Source organism: Romboutsia sp. (assembly GCF_035470145.1).
In the GTDB taxonomy this organism is placed as follows: domain Bacteria; phylum Bacillota; class Clostridia; order Peptostreptococcales; family Peptostreptococcaceae; genus Romboutsia_D.
On sequence record NZ_DATIRC010000094.1, the window covers coordinates 1 to 16,201 of the forward strand.

The following is a 16,201-nucleotide window of genomic DNA, read 5'->3' on the forward strand; positions in this document are numbered from 1 at the left end:
TGAATATTCATAAGCCTGTTCTAAATCTATTCCTTGTTTTATAAGCTCTGATACCTCTTCATCTACATGCTTTTTGATAAAGTTAACTTCATTACATTCATCAAGTGATGCAACTAAATTTACTGCATCTTCTACACGCTCAATTAAGTTTGGAAATGCATCTCTAAATAAACCAGTAATTCTAAGTGTTACATCTATTCTTGGACGTTTAAGTTCTTCCATTGGTATAACTTCAATACCTATTACGCGATCAGTATTACCAAGCCATACAGGACGTACTCCTAACAAGTAAAAAGTTTCAGCAATATCATCTCCATAAGTTCTCATAGCTTCAGTAGCATAAACTAACATAGATACACTTTCTGGATATTTGCCCTCATCTTTAAGATAACGCTCAATTAACTGATCCCCTAATGTCTTTCCTACTTCCCATGAAGCACGAGATGGCATAGCACCTGGATCAACTGAGTAGAAGTTTCTACCTGTAGGTAATATTCTAACATTTCCTCTTGTAGGTGCACCTGATGGTCCTGGTGGTACAAATCTTCCATGAATCGCTCCTATTATGTTATCAATTTCATCTGTAATTTTCATAACTTTTGGTTTTACAACCGAACATACAAAACATAAGCATTTTTTTAATCTTATTGTATTATTCGTGCCTTTTATATTAAACTTATCTACAATAGTATCAATGCATTCTATATCATAATCATAATTCTCAAGTTCAACAAATAATTGCCTTCCAACTTCATCTGCCTCAGCTAATAATATTCCATAAGATTTTCCATCTTCAGTTGCTGTTTCTGGAGATGCTAGAAGCTTTTCAAAATCAAGTTCTAACATATCGCATACTCCTTCTCGTAATGAAGGGATATCTCCATTCCTATTTCTAACCAACATTTTAAGCATATTTCTAAATCTATCACCTTGTGGAATAGTTCCAAAAATATGAAAACCATCATTTATATCGCATGCTTGAACTTTACTTACCCAAGCATGTAGTTTTTCTATACATCCATCTACGTCTTTTTCCATTTGCTCAGTAGTTAGTCCAATATCATCATGAAGATTAATTCTTATAGCTAAATCTAATATTTGATTTTTTACAAAAGGTAGTTTTTTAGGATCTGCACTTTTAACATGATAATATTGTTTCATTAACTCATCCATTTCACCTAATTCATCATATACTCCACTTTCTACCATAGACGGAACCATATGATCTACTATTGTTGCATAAGTACGACGTTTTGCTTGTGTTCCTTCTCCCGGTGCATTTATAATATATGGATATAAATGTGGAGTAGACCCTATACAAATATCACTATAGCAATCTTTAGATAAACCTACTTCTTTTCCTGGAAGCCATTCTATTGTCCCATGAGTACCTACATGGATAATCACATCTGCTTTGAATATTTTTTCAACCCAATTATAAAATCCAATATATTGATGTGGACAAGGAATATCAGTGCTATGATACATTTCTTCTGCTTTTTCTTCAAAAGCTCTAGGAGGTTGTAACCCTATAAAAACATTTCCGTTTAATATTCCTGGGATTAGTAATTGCTCATCAACTGCCATAAATTCTCCAACTGGCTCGTCCCAATATTTAATCAAATTTTCCTTAATACGAGGAATAAATGTATTAAACCATTGTTCATATTGCTTTTTATCTACTGTATCAATACTTTTTTCAAGCATTCTCTCAGGTGAAGACCATCTTCCATCATTAGTTAGACCTGCAATAATTTTATCTATTATCTCTTTTCCATCAGCAAAATCGTAATCTGTATGTATTTTACATTCTTGTAATCTTTTAATTAAATTGTAAACTGATACAGGTGTATCAAGACCTGCTGCACCTCCTATAGTGTCATTACGTGGAGGATTATTATGTAATATTATTGCAACCTTTTTTTCAGGATTGTTTTTATGTCTTAACTTTGACCAATTTATAGCTAATGTTACTATTTTCTCAATACGATCATTAATTGGAGATGCTATTCTTTTGTTTCCAAGTTCTGTATTTACTACTTCATTAGTTGCAAAAGGAAAAGCAATTATTTGACCATCAAATTCAGGTTGAAATACACTCCAACTTAGTGACAATCCATCTAAGCCTTTTACAGAATTATTCCACTCTTCATATGATTGTAGAGTTGTCATTGCTTGAATAACAGGTACTTTAAAAAGTTCAAATACACTATTTTCTTTTGGTTTTGAACCATCCCCTGGATCTGATAGTATAGTAAGACTAAATGCAGTAGTATTTATAATTGCATCTACTATAACTTTATCTTCAAATATCATATATTTTTCTAAAGTTGCTCTTATCCCTTCACATCCTAATTCTTTATCTGGCAACATATCTGAATAAACACATACTGGAATAGCTCCATTTCTTCTAATAGTTCTAATTAATTCATTAACATGTAAAAGATTATCTTTTTGTAATAACATTACATTAATAATAATTCCTATTACAGGTTTTAAATCGCTTCTAGCTTCTTTTAAATATATATTTTCATCTTTAGTATCATAATCTGGATCATATATTCCACTCCACTTAGGGCAAACAGGTGCATCATAAGATGCATCTGTTTTGCTAAATTGATTTCCTATCCATTTTATAAGGTTTATAAAGTTATCAACTCCACCAGATTTATAGTATTTATAAATTGTTTTAAAATCCTCTGGCATTATGCCACAATCTGAAAATGTTTCTGAAACTTCTTCTTCAATAGTAGTATTGATAAAAAACTTTTTCTTACCTTTAAAGCTTTCAAAATATTCAAGGAAAGTTTTAAAAAATGAAAGTGACCCATGAATATTCATAAATACAAAATCAGCTTTTTCAGTATCTTTAACACATGAAGAATAAATTTCTTTATCATTATCAAGATCAGTTGTACTGTATAAACTAACATTAAATTTACCAGGATATTGTTTTTCTAATTCTACACAAGCTTCCTTAAATGTGAGAAATGGCTCTGTACTTGTCATAATAACTACTAAATTTAACATATATCCCCCTCCATTACTTAGCTACATCTGGCATAAGTAAAAAGTTTTTAACTTTATGATCTTTATAAAGTTCTGGATGGAACATTGCTGCTAAATCTACATACTTTTGGTCAATGTTGTGGTAAGTACTCCAGAAGTCATCTGTAATTTGCCAAACTTTATCTTCTTTAAAACATTCAAGATCTGCAAGTATAGGAGCTTGATCTGTAATAGATTTTTTATCTGGTCCATACTTAGGCATGCCTCTATTAATGAATATATCTGCATCTGAAAGACGGCTATACAGTTCTTCAACACTTATACTAGTTACACCATCTTGGCCTACTCCAATATCATCAAATAAGTATTGTGCACCAGCATCTCTAACCATCTGAGCACTTTTTGATCCAGCATTTTCTACATAAACTTTACCCATTGATACAATTCCCCATCCAACCTTTGGTTTTTCAGCATCTTTTACTGTTTCTTTCATTTCATCAACATTCTTAATAGCTTTATCAAAATCTTTTTGTGCTTCTTCTTCTAGATTATAAAAAGCTGAATAAAGTTTCATCCATTCCATTGTTCCTCTATAGTCATCTTCAGTACTTGAAGCATCAAATACATAAGGAATATTAGAACCATTTAACATATCCATTAGTTTTTGTTGTTCAGTTCCCATTCCTTGTGTTGTAAATACCATTTTAGGATTTAAAGACTGTATAACTTCATAATCATAATTCATGTCTGTCATAGTGTTACTTCCAATGTCTTTAATTTGTCCACTTTCCATACGTGTTTTCATTGCATCAAAATTCCAATCATCTTTTGTTGCTCTTACACCAACTATACTATCAAATACAGAATCATCTTCAAAAGCTCTTAAATATGCTACTTGTGTTGTACTTGTAAAAATAGCATCCTTTAATGGAATAGTAACTGATGGTAAATCTTTATATTGCTCAGGTGCTTCTTGATCTTTTTGCAGTAAAAGTAATTGCTTTCCTTGACCATCTGTTACAATTTTCATTCCATCTTTTAAGTAATCTATTTTAAAATTCTTAGCAAATTGTAATTTCATAGTACTTCCTGGATCATATGATTCTGCTACACTATTAGATGCTCCTGAGTCTTTTGTTGATGTATCTTTCGTACATCCTACTGACATAATAGGCAAACTAACAACCATTGCCAGTGCTATAAATTTCCTTAATTCTTTTTTCATTTTCATGATATAATCTCCCCTTTTGTTTTTAATTATTTTAAGTTATTTAAATCTAATCCCAAATATATAGTATTTATAAATGATTCCAACATTAATTTAATACACTCATCTTTAGTTTTTGAATGTATATCTTCTAAACTTAAGCTTGTCCCTAAATACTGTGCTATATTTTTTAAAATTATATTTCCACAAGTTTCAGCTTCTTTAATAGATATTAATGCCCAATTAAGCTGGTCTAATAAATGAACATATAATGATGTTAATGTCACTATTTCTGCTTTAGAATCTATGCTATGTATATAATCAACAAACTCTGCAACAGAATATTTTTTATCCAAAGAATTTTCGTCTAATTTATCAATGAAGTTTTTTTCATTTACACCGTATCGTTTTAATCTTGCTAACATACTATGCTGACTTTTTTCAGTAAGCCCCATATGTTTTTCTAAAGATTCTTTTACTGCACTCATTACTAATTTTCCAATTAACTCCCCAAGCTTTCCATGTTTACCTGCATAAGTTAACGTATTATCAGACTCAGCATTAGCAATAATCATTATATTGTCTGTTCCTGAACCTGTTGCAATTCCTGTTGAATTTAGACTTGATGCAATAAGTTCTTGAAGAGCTGCTGTTTTTGCTTCAGTTGCAGTTACTATTGAACGAGCCATGCATCCTGGTGTCATATCTGCATTTACAAAAACCATTATATTAATCGTTCCAGGTCTAAGATTAATACTTTGACCATGTTTTTCATAACATGTAGCAGGTTCCCCTACTCTTCCACCATTTACTTCAAGACTTGCAGTAGCAATTGCTGTAACACTTAATTCATCATAATTTTCACTTTTAATTGCTGCACTATCCATCGATACAATGGTTGCCATGTAAGCAACAGTTTCATAATCTAATCCTAACTCATCAATAATAAATCTTTTTATTAATTCTTTCTGATCTGGTTTGCAGTATTCACATAGTTTTCCTGGACCTGGATTTACATCATGATTAAATATTCCTGTAAGGTCTTCTCTATATCCTCCATTGTGCATAGAAGTACTCATTACCTTTCGCTTACCTTCAAACGGTACTACTAAGCACCTATTGTATTTATGTAGCTTATCCCCTGTTGGTAACTTGTAAATCATCATTAAAATACTCTCCCCTTCTTTTAATTTTTTTATTTGAAATACAATCCATCAATTCACATACACTTGAACAATGATGTACTTTATTATTGAACTGACCATATCTTTCTTTTAATTCATCTTTTTTACATAATGTAAAAACTGTTTTATTCATTTTTATAGCCTCTATAATAAGGTCTATATTAAATCTATTTATATCTCCTACTGGAAAACCAGTATCGATTACATATTTAATATCTTTTATTTTTTCTTTAGCTATTTCAAAGTTCTTACTACTAATTTTTTGAAAAGCGCCTTGTTCAATAACATTACAATTTAATGATTTTCCAACATGTATATCTATATCATTGCTATGCAATACTCCACAATACATCCCATATCCAGCTCTTGATATTGCTCTATATACCCCAGTTCCAGTTCCATTTCCTCCAGTAACAAAAAACTCTACGTTTTGAGAGCTAGAAAATTCTAAACTTCCAAGTAATTCATTGTACTGAGCTCCTTCTATTTCATAAAGTTTCTGTATTGTACCTGTTTTTATAACTTCTTCAGGTGAACCTTGATCTATAATCTTACCATTTTGTATTAGTAAAATCGTCTGACATCCCTTAATTGCAAGATCAATATCATGTAATGCTAAAACTACTGTAATCTTTTTTTCTCTACATAATTTATGTAATATACTAATTACCTCTACCTTATGCTTTATATCAAGGTGACTTGTAGGCTCATCTAATACTATAAGTTCTGGCTGTTGAACAAGCGCACGAGCAATCATTATCTTCTGTTTTTCACCATCACTTAGTTCACAATAATATCTGTCTTTTAAATGTATTGCATTAACTGAGCATAACGCTTCCTCTATAATTTCAATATCTTCATCTGTAAGCTTACCTAAATAATTAGTATGAGGATAACGTCCCATAGATGTAATTTCAAAAACTGTAAGAAGTCCTAAAGATACTTGTTCCGTAAGAACAACAGCAAGTTTTTTTGCCAAATCTGATTTTTTTATATTTTTTATATTATCTTCGTTTATATAGACCGTTCCTTTTAATGGAGCAAGTAATCCTGTAAGAGTTCTCAAAATTGTTGATTTCCCCGATCCATTTGGCCCTAACAAACAAATTAGTTGTCCCTTAATGCCTTGTATATTAACATTATCTACCACCACTTTTTTATCATATCCAACATCCAAATTCTCAGCAACAATCACATTATTCAAAGCGCATTCTCCTTTCTCAAAAGTAAATATAAAACAATTGGTGCTCCAATTAATGAAGTTATTGCTCCAAGAGGTAATTCTATTGGTGACAATAGCATTCTTGCTCCTAAATCACATACACACATCATAAATGCTCCTGAGATAATTACTGCTGGAATTAAAATTTTATTATCTGATGTAGCAAATGTAATTCTTACCATGTGTGGAACAGCTAACCCGATAAATGAGATAGGCCCTGCAAATGCCGTTATTACTGCTGTTAATACACTAGAAATTAATACAATAATAATCCTAAAAACTTTTATATTTAGCCCCATTGATATAGCATACTTTTCTCCAAATAGCATAGCATTTAAAGGTTTACTTATCATAAATGTTATAGCTATAAAAGGTGTACCTATTAGGTACAAATATTTTACCTGAGTCCATGAAAAGCCTGAAAAACTCCCCATTGTCCACATAAGATATCCTGTTATTTTTTCTTTATCTGCAAATGCCACAAGTATACTTGTCATAGCACTACATATAAATCCAGCCATAATACCTATGATTAATAAAGTTGTAATGTTTTTAACTTTTTTGGTTGCAAATACCACTATGAGCATAACTGTCATAGAACCTATAAAAGCTCCTCCAAATAAAAACATTGGAGTTACATATTTTAATCCAAATGTATATCCTCCCAATACAACAATCCCTACAAATAAAGTAGCTCCAGAGGAAACTCCAAGTACATATGGCTCTACAATTGGATTTCTAAAAAATATTTGAAGTAAAAGACCTGAAATCGCAAGACATGCTCCTCCTATAACTGTTGCTAAGGCTCGTGGAAGCCTAATATTCATAACTATAGGTTTATATGTACTATTTTCTATATTACCGCCTACAAATATTTTTATAACGTTTTCTAGGCCTATATTTACAGAACCAATGGATACACTTAATAAAAATACTATTACAGTAAAAAATAGTAGTATTCCAATAAAAATTAACTGTCTATTTCTTTTTTTTTCTCTTTGATTATTTCCTAATAATTTTTCATTTAATTCATACTGTGCCATCCCAAATTCTCACCCCCAAGACAAATTAACAATATCTATTTATAACAAAACACTAAGTTTTGGAATAATTTCATTCTATTTAATCATACATATAAAATATGGCATTTTAATGTTGAATTTAGTACAAAATTAGTACAAAATCATTCATTTTGCTCACACTTTAACTTTTTGACTATAAAAAAAGACTTCAACATCAAATATTATGATGTTGAAGTCTTTTTAACATTAAATAAATAATTTATCTCCTAAATTAACAAACATTTGAAGCATTAAGTAAGATTTTATATCTATAATTTCTTCTCCTTTTAGTATCTCTTTTGCTTTGTCTTGAGATATCAATAAAGCTTCTATATCTTCATCCTCTTCTAAAAATTCCTTACTTAACTTTCCATCACACAAACAATATACAAATGCAACAGATTCATCAGTCATCCCTGGTGATAAATAAACTTTATCTTTGCTATTTATTTTATTAATTTCTATAAGATCTAAACCTGTTTCTTCTTTTAATTCTCTTGCTACTGTTTTTTGTATATCCTCATCATTATCTACAAGGCCTGCAGGCAGTTCATATATATAATTATTTATAGGCACTCTAAACTGCTTTATTAAAACTAATTTATTTTCACTTTTATGAAGTGCTGCAATTACTACAGCATCTATTTTATCTTCTTTACCTTGTAAATAAATTTCTTTTAATTCTTTTTCATTTTTTCTTGAAGCTACCATCCAATGTTTATCATCATTATTTTTATTTTTATATTCCACATCATATAATCCCACAAATTTAGTTTGTACTAAAGGTTTTACATCTTTTATCTTTGAATTTTTCATCATTAATACTCCCTTTCTGTATCAAATAAACTTCAATCTACTATTTTTTATTATAACAATAATTTATCTTTTTATCATTATTTTAAAATCTATGATATAGTTAAATAAATAATTCAAGTATCTATTAGGAGGTAATATGGAAAATTTATTATTAGTCTATTTATTTATTATTAATATAATTTCTTTTATAGCCATGTTTATTGATAAACAACGAGCAATAAATCATAAGTGGAGAATTAGTGAATATACTCTTATGTCTTTAGCTATTGTAGGAGGAAGCTTCGGTAGTATCTTTGGAATGTATATCTTTAGACATAAAACAAAAAAAATAAAATTTAAAATCGGAATTCCATTTATAATTTTTATTCAAATTTTATTCATTAAATCATTTTAATGCATGGACCTTAATTAACGTTCTCCCTTTTATTATTCGACATAACTATTATGTTTAATTATCATTTATTAGATATCGTAATTAAAATTATGTAGACTATTTGTTAGAATATTCATTATAAGTCTATTTTTGCATTTTATCAAAGTTATTTGCGTTATTATTTTACCAATTATTGGAAATACATATGTTATAATATAACTGGTCATAGAGAATACGTATAATTTATTAAGTAGTCTAATTATATGTAGAACCGTTAAAAATTTATTATAAATAGATTCAATTGATTGTATTTATTACAGGGGGATATATGAATAAATACGTAGATTTTATTGCTGCTCTAACTCTTAGTTGCTTTGCGTTTTTAATGTGGAAGTTAAAAGCTCTATTCGCTGCAACCCCAGAAAATTTTTATTTTCAAATTTCGTTGTTAATTTTATTTAACTTAGGTATTTTCGCTAGTATCTATTGTTCTTACTTAGCCAAAACTAATTTAATATTAGTTAATTTAATACTAGTATTTTTATTATTATCTAGTTGGTTTTTATCAACTAAAACATCATTTACTCATAATCACAATATAGTTGACGCTATTATAACTTTCTTATGTTTTATGATAGCAATGATTCAATTCGTATGTATAATCATAAATGGTATAAACAAACATAAAAAAATAAGTTCCTTATAAATTTTAAGGAACTTATTTTTTTATATTATATCTATGCTAATGTCTTAAATTCATATCCATTATCTTTAAAATATTGTATTATTTGTGGTAATGCCTTAACTGTTTCTTCTTTTCCGTAAGTGTCATGCATTAATAAAACCACCATTTCTTTTCCTTTTGATGTCTTCTTAGTACGTTCAAGTAATTCATTTGCATTTTTCTTTTTGCCTTGAGCATCTCCATTTATCGCATTCCAGTCTATAGACGCCATATTATGTTCTTTTAGATATGTCTCTAATACATCCATCCCTTTCCATGACATATGCCCTCCTGGACATCTTATAACTCTTGTTGAGAAGTAGGGGCTTATTATATCTTTTAACATATCATCAGTTTTTTTGAAATCTTTAGTGAATTTTTCTAAATCTACAGTGCCTTGAGGATATAAAATTTTATAATCATGACTGTATGAATGATTTGCTATAGAATTTCCTTCATCAAAACTTCTTTTTATAAGCTCTTTTGCTTTTACTCCGCCTCTTTCTATATTTCTACCAGTTACAAAGAACGTTGCGTTAACTCCATTCGCCTTTAATACGTCTAATATTTGAGGAGTAACTGTTGTTGATGCTCCGTCATCAAATGTTAAAAACACAATTTTTTCTCCATTATTTGAGTAATTATGGTTTTTTAACTTATTAGCTACTTCTAATGCATCATAAGCATTTTTCTTTGCTTCATGGTTAACTCCTATCATTCTCTTTTTAGCTTCTTCTTCTTTACGCTTTTTCTCTTCGGCTAGTCTTTTTGCTTCTGATTTTTGTTGCATTAATATCTTTTCTTCTCTTTTGTCTTCTATATATGATGTAGTCGCTCCCACTACCTTTACACCCATAAATACTATTACTAAAAAAACAACTAATATTAATGAAAGTTGCTTAATATCAACTTTTCGTTTTTTCTTATTAGATCCAAAATTTATTTTATTTTTCTTATTTGACACAAAATTTATTTTATTTTTCTTATTTGATCTAAAATTTATTTTACTTTTCTTTTTAGTACTAAAATTTATTTTACTTTTTTTCGTCATAATACCCCCCTTGCATATTCTATTCCGTCGTTTTTTGCTATGTAACTATTTTATATTACTTTAAGAATAAATGTCCAGTGAATAAAATTTACAATTTTGTATCCAAACTAAATGTAAATCTCCTACGTCAAAAAAATAGTTCTATATTTATCTAACTTTATCTATATTATTTTATTTTATAAATTTATATTTGTTAATCAAAAAAAGTAGCGACTATATAATCGCTACTATATTATAATTCACTAATTCGCATTATTATTACAAACTTTATCAAAACTAGTCCAGTATAAAATTTTGTAGTTGTCTAAATAATTGTATGTCTTCTTCTATTATGCCAATTACTTCGTCATTAGTTTTTATGAAAAAATAGCCGTTTTCTTCTTCATCTTCTTTTAGTTCAAAGTATATGTCTTCTTTTATTATATCTTCTTTTTCGTATTTAAATGTTTCGTTTAGTGAGTCTATGTTTTGTTCATGTAGTATTTTTTCTAATATAGTTGCTCCAGATACTTTAGTTGCTGCTACCATATATACTGCTAGTTCTTGAATGTATGATGTTAATAATTCCCCATCTAAATGATTTTGTATAAATTTTTTTAATTTGTTGTTTTTGTTGTTTATAGGATATAAGTCTATTAGTAATTCTTCAAACTTCATATCAATTCTCCTTATGTATATATTTATTTAATAATATTTATGCAGTTACATAAAGTAAAATACACAAAAAAAGCTATAGAAATAGGTGTATTTAAACTAACCCTAAATTCTATAGCTTTTCTTAATAAAAATAATTATAAACAAACTATTTAAACATACCAAATCCTAAAGAAAATTTCTTTTTCTTTATCCTATGCTTAGCACCTTCAGTTTCATTATAATAACCATAATATCCATAAGCTGATTTTTTTTCTTCAAATTTATTTAACACACATCCTAATATCTTAGCATTAACTTGATTTAATCTTTCCTTTGCAATCTTTACCATTTCAACATCAGTTTCTTTAGATGCAACAACTAGCACCGTTCCATCTACAAAGCTACTCATAACACCAGCATCAGTTACAATACCAATAGGAGGTGCATCTATAAATATATAATCATAACTATCCCTAATACTATTTATAAACTCCCTCATCCTACTTGAACCTAACATTTCAGAAGGATTTGGAGCTATCTTTCCAGTAGTCAAAATATCTAAATTGCTACTGCCAACACTTCCAACACACTCCTCAAAAGTCTTATATCCAAGTAATATATCTGTCACACCATATATATTACTAATTCCAAAAGTTCTATGAACAGTTGGATTTCTTAGATCTCCATCAATGATAAGAACCTTTTTATCTTCTAAAGAAGCAAAACTCACTGCTAAATTTGAAATAACAGTACTTTTCCCTTCATTTTGCTTACTACTCGTAACCATAATTACCTTTATATTTTCATCTACATTAGAAAATTCAATATTAGTCCTAATGCTTCTATATGCCTCTGATACAGGTGACTTAGGATTTTTTAAACTTATGATTTTCATGCTTTAATACCTCCTATGTTTAATATTCACTAAAACGCCAACGACATATATTTGCATAAAAAAACTACCTTTTTAAAGGTAGTTGCCATTAAAAATTAATACACTTACAGCGTATTTACAATGAGAAAAATTTCTCGTTGGCAACTGGCTGGCATCGTATAATATACATTAGCCCCTATAGCTTTGCGTCCTTAGATTTCCCTAAGTTTGCCTATAAAATTATATTTTCAATACTTTTTACATTATATAACATATTTTTACTTTTGTATACATTTTATTTACAAATTTTTCCATATTATGAATTGAACTATCTTGTCTACCTCCTAAACCTTAATCTTCATTATGTTGCGTTGGATTAAGTTCTTGTGGAGGTGTTGGCTCTGGTGTTGGTTTTTGATCTGGTATTTCGTCTGGTTTTTCTTGAGGTATTTCATCTGGTTTTTCTTGTGGCTTTTCTTCCGGTTTTTCTTGTGGTTTTTCTTCCGGTTTTTGAACCGGCTTCTGTTCTGGTTTTTGAACTGGCTTTGTACTTGGTTTAGAAATACTTGGAGCGTATTGCTTATTATCTACTTCTTTTTTATCCACTTCATATACATTTTCTTTAATATCTTCTTCTTTTTCTGTTTCTAATTCTATATCTTGCTTAATAACTTCAGCTTCTTCCTTCTCTTTTATAATTTTAGGTGGGCTTTTATAATCATCATCAGCTGCAGCTATATTACCTTGGCTTATGGAAAAACCTGCCGAAGCAAGAGCTGTTATCATGACTCCCCCAATTATAATTTTTTTCTCTTGATTATTCATATTTTTTCTCCTTTGCGATACTTTTATATAATAATCTTTTCTATATATAAATTTATAAACCTTTATAATCTCTTCATAGTTATTTAGTATTATTTTACATTTAAGTATAAAATAATTAATTTCTTTTAAATATTTTTGCTAAAAAACTTCTTTTAGGAGCACTTTCTGCTAATTCTATAAGAATTATATCTTCATTATTTATAACACTACTAGGATTATCTAAAAATAATCTATTAGCCCTATCCTCACCATATTTCTTGAAAACATATTCATAAGCCTCTTTAATCAAAGGCCTTCTTTTATCAGATCCATGAGCATCAGTCCCTATAAAATGAACCATATTATGTCTTAATAGTGCCTCACAACTTTTATTAGCTGAACTTGGCCCTTTTCCTAAAACACTAGATACATTAACCTGAATAAGTGCACCTTCTTTAATAGCTTCTTGTATAAGCTTTGGATTTTCTTGAATTTCATGATATCTCTCAACATGAGCAAGTATTGGTATATACCCTCTTATCTTCAACTCATATACTACATCGCATAAGTTTTTAGGAAATCTATTAGGTGCAAACTCGATTAATATGTACTTACTATTATTTAAAGTATAAAATTCTTTTTTATCCATATATTCTAATAAATTATCGCTATAATAAAGTTCATTACCAATTAAGACTTCTATATCTATATCATTTTCTCTTAATGCTTTATTAAAGCTTACCAATTCTTCTAAAAGCTTTTCCCCTACTGCATAATCAAAGTCTGGATGATAATGTGAAGTATTTATTATAGTTTTTATTCCTTCTCTTTGGGCAATTCTTGCCATTTCTAAAGAATCATTTAAATCCTTTGAGCCATCATCTACTCCAGGTAGTATATGACAATGTATATCTATCATTTATTTAACTCCTCCCATGATGTTTGTTTATATAATAAATATTAACGTAAATAATGATATTAATCTACATTTTTATGCATAAAAATAGATTAGGCTATTGCCTAATCTATCTATTACTTAATAAATTTCAACTTTGAAATTTCATTGAATAAACTTTTTCTTAATCCTAGTATATTAAATTTTATTAAATACAATGTAGTTCTATTTTTATCAAACGGTTCATCTTATATAATATATAGTTTACGAAATAAAGGAGATGCTTTGCTTATGAATAAAAAAGATAATCTAAAACTATCAATATTAGCCGCAACATCCCTAACAGCACTGATACTAATATTGCTCTTTTTGTGCTATAGGTTAATAATATCAATAGTACGCACCTTCATATATCTGACAGGACTAGCAACCATACTACTAGTTATAATATTTTACCTTGCAATAATAGTATTTTGTATTAACAAACTATACAGGCGATATAAATCTTGCAAACGAAGTCAACTAATCTTAACACAAGCTCTAAATATAATAATTAAAACAGAATTTATAATCATAATCGAATTAGTAGTCTTTTACGTAGTTTTATATCTTATTAACATATTTATCTAAATAAAGATGTGGTCATTAAGATCACATCTTTTTTAGGTTTTTGACTTTGGGTTATTTTATGGTTTGATTAATTATCTTCACCATAAATAAATTTATGCCAAGCCTTTAAGTTTTCTTCCTTATCCCACTCTAAAACCCAACCTTTTTCCTTACTTATAATATGACCATTTCTATATTCCTCTAATGGGAACTGTAGCTGATCTATTTCTTTATCATTAATATTAAGCACAGTGTATCCTAAATTTAACATCTCCATAGGACTTATATTTGTCTTAGTGTTCTCTAGAATTATATCAGAACATCTTTTATACTCATCAGGCCCTTTTTTTAGAAACTCTTTATAAACACTTTGTGCAACTTCTCTATGTCTATTATCCCTAGCAAAAGCACTATCAGTATATCTTATTCTACTAAAAGCAAGAGCTTGATACCCATTTAATCTTTGAACACCAGCTTTTGTTATATATTCTTTTTCTACTTCATCTTTTCTATTATAATAATACTCATAACACGCATCTATAGAATTATTAATCGAATCAATGTTTTTTTCCTCAACATTAACTTCAACCCCACCTAATTCATCCATAATATCCATAAATGAAACAAAGTTAACAGCAATATACTTATCTACATCAATATCAAAATTAACCTTAAAAACTTCCTTTAAAAGATCTATACCTTCATACGCATAAGCATGAGTCATCTTTTCAGTACCATATCCTGGTATATCAACATAAGTATCTCTAGCTATAGAACTTATCTTAATATCCTTTTTGTTACTATCTATAGTAACTAACATAACAGAATCTGATCTATTACCTTTTTCTACATACTCACCATCAGTGCCAACAAGTAATATATTAGTTATACCATCAACCATAGATGCTTTTGATTCTTCTTTGTTTTTTACAACCTCATCCTTAACATATATAGAGTTTAATTTAGAATATACAAAACCAACCCCTACTAATCCAATTATAACTATAATACTTATTAGTATTAATGATATCTTCTTAAAGTTTTTCATATTTCCCCCCACACTTAAAGTAATAATTTTTAGATAATATAATTTATAAAATCTTTAAATTACATTTTAACATATTTTTCTATAAAATGACATAAAAAAAGAGCATACTATTTATCACAATATGCTCTTATTATATGCTATTCTTGATAATTTGAAAGTGTAGTATTAGCTGATTGTAATGCGCTATTTACTGAATTAAGAGTATTTTGTATTTTTTGTCTGTTTTCTGGTTTTTCTACTGAGTTTAATGCTTGATTTAAAGAATTTTGACAATTTTGAAGTTGATTAGATACATCTTGAACTTGTTGTCTTGCATTATTACGTCTCATATTTGGTACTTCTTGCATACTTTGCATATTTATCATTCCTGGATTATTTACCATTCCTCGATTATTTGGCATTCCTGCATTGTTTTGCATGTTTGGCATTTGTTGATTGTTTTGTATATTTGACATTCCTTGATTATTTTTCATATTTGGCATTTTTTTACCTCCATATATTTTTCATGCTTAATTACACAAGCTTATTATGTGCTTTTAATCAAAAAAGATACTTAGAAAAATAGTTTTATATATACCTTGTTTCAAATCATAGTATGCTAAATCCATTAATACTTTTATTTATGATATAGTTCTCCTTTTATAGTTCTTAATTAATTTCTAAACAGTAAATTATATCTTCAGCAGGT

Annotated in this window: 15 protein-coding genes and 1 riboswitch; of the genes, 2 read left to right on the forward strand and 13 right to left on the reverse strand. The window is 28.6% G+C overall.

Annotation, left to right across the window (positions count from 1 at the left end):
- From VLM92_RS03260 to VLM92_RS03285, 6 genes are all read right to left on the reverse strand, one after another.
- Positions 1-3,030, reverse strand: a 3,030-nt coding sequence (locus VLM92_RS03260; protein WP_325274918.1) for a cobaltochelatase subunit CobN, incomplete at its 3' end; no start/stop codon positions are given.
- A 13-nt stretch (positions 3,031-3,043) separates the two neighbouring features.
- Complete coding sequence (locus tag VLM92_RS03265; protein ID WP_325274919.1) at positions 3,044-4,240, reverse strand: ABC transporter substrate-binding protein; 1,197 nt, start codon at positions 4,238-4,240, stop codon at positions 3,044-3,046.
- 26 nt (positions 4,241-4,266) lie between these two features.
- A complete protein-coding gene (locus VLM92_RS03270; protein ID WP_325274920.1) occupies positions 4,267-5,382 on the reverse strand; it encodes an adenosylcobinamide amidohydrolase in 1,116 nt (371 codons plus the stop codon).
- Positions 5,351-6,595, reverse strand: coding sequence for an ABC transporter ATP-binding protein (locus tag VLM92_RS03275; protein WP_325274932.1), 1,245 nt, complete (start codon positions 6,593-6,595; stop codon positions 5,351-5,353). The genes VLM92_RS03270 and VLM92_RS03275 overlap by 32 nt, the downstream gene beginning before the upstream one ends.
- A gap of 5 nt (positions 6,596-6,600) precedes the next feature.
- Positions 6,601-7,665 (reverse strand): iron ABC transporter permease, encoded by a 1,065-nt coding sequence (locus VLM92_RS03280; RefSeq protein ID WP_325274921.1) that lies wholly within the window; start codon positions 7,663-7,665, stop codon positions 6,601-6,603.
- 225 nt (positions 7,666-7,890) lie between these two features.
- Entirely contained in the window at positions 7,891-8,499 is a 609-nt protein-coding gene (locus tag VLM92_RS03285; RefSeq protein WP_325274922.1) for an NUDIX hydrolase, read from the reverse strand.
- Between the two features lie 136 nt (positions 8,500-8,635).
- On the opposite strand from VLM92_RS03285, the gene VLM92_RS03290 reads away from it, so the two are divergent.
- Positions 8,636-8,893, forward strand: coding sequence for a DUF1294 domain-containing protein (locus tag VLM92_RS03290; protein ID WP_325274923.1), 258 nt, complete (start codon positions 8,636-8,638; stop codon positions 8,891-8,893).
- A gap of 307 nt (positions 8,894-9,200) precedes the next feature.
- On the forward strand, positions 9,201-9,578 hold the full coding sequence (locus VLM92_RS03295) for a hypothetical protein (protein WP_325274924.1): 378 nt from the start codon (positions 9,201-9,203) through the stop codon (positions 9,576-9,578).
- A gap of 31 nt (positions 9,579-9,609) precedes the next feature.
- Here VLM92_RS03295 and VLM92_RS03300 read toward each other — a convergent pair whose 3' ends face one another.
- The 7 genes from VLM92_RS03300 to VLM92_RS03330 all read right to left on the reverse strand — a co-directional run bounded on the left by VLM92_RS03300 (position 9,610) and on the right by VLM92_RS03330 (position 15,995).
- The gene (locus tag VLM92_RS03300) at positions 9,610-10,647 is read right to left on the reverse strand and encodes a polysaccharide deacetylase family protein (protein WP_325274925.1); all 1,038 of its coding nucleotides are present in this window, start codon (positions 10,645-10,647) and stop codon (positions 9,610-9,612) included.
- A 276-nt stretch (positions 10,648-10,923) separates the two neighbouring features.
- A complete protein-coding gene (locus VLM92_RS03305) occupies positions 10,924-11,304 on the reverse strand; it encodes a hypothetical protein (RefSeq protein ID WP_325274926.1) in 381 nt (126 codons plus the stop codon).
- Between the two features lie 145 nt (positions 11,305-11,449).
- Entirely contained in the window at positions 11,450-12,178 is a 729-nt protein-coding gene (locus VLM92_RS03310; RefSeq protein ID WP_325274927.1) for a CpsD/CapB family tyrosine-protein kinase, read from the reverse strand.
- A 136-nt stretch (positions 12,179-12,314) separates the two neighbouring features.
- Positions 12,315-12,400, reverse strand: a riboswitch (cyclic di-GMP riboswitch).
- A gap of 108 nt (positions 12,401-12,508) precedes the next feature.
- Positions 12,509-12,982, reverse strand: coding sequence for a hypothetical protein (locus VLM92_RS03315; protein ID WP_325274928.1), 474 nt, complete (start codon positions 12,980-12,982; stop codon positions 12,509-12,511).
- Between the two features lie 115 nt (positions 12,983-13,097).
- Positions 13,098-13,880 (reverse strand): tyrosine-protein phosphatase, encoded by a 783-nt coding sequence (locus VLM92_RS03320; protein WP_325274929.1) that lies wholly within the window; start codon positions 13,878-13,880, stop codon positions 13,098-13,100.
- A gap of 673 nt (positions 13,881-14,553) precedes the next feature.
- Entirely contained in the window at positions 14,554-15,513 is a 960-nt protein-coding gene (locus tag VLM92_RS03325; protein ID WP_325274930.1) for an LCP family protein, read from the reverse strand.
- Between the two features lie 137 nt (positions 15,514-15,650).
- Positions 15,651-15,995 carry an EscE/YscE/SsaE family type III secretion system needle protein co-chaperone gene (locus tag VLM92_RS03330; RefSeq protein WP_325274931.1) on the reverse strand — a complete coding sequence of 115 codons (345 nt, stop codon included), beginning with the start codon at positions 15,993-15,995 and terminating at the stop codon, positions 15,651-15,653.
- Positions 15,996-16,201: the final 206 nt, after the last annotated feature.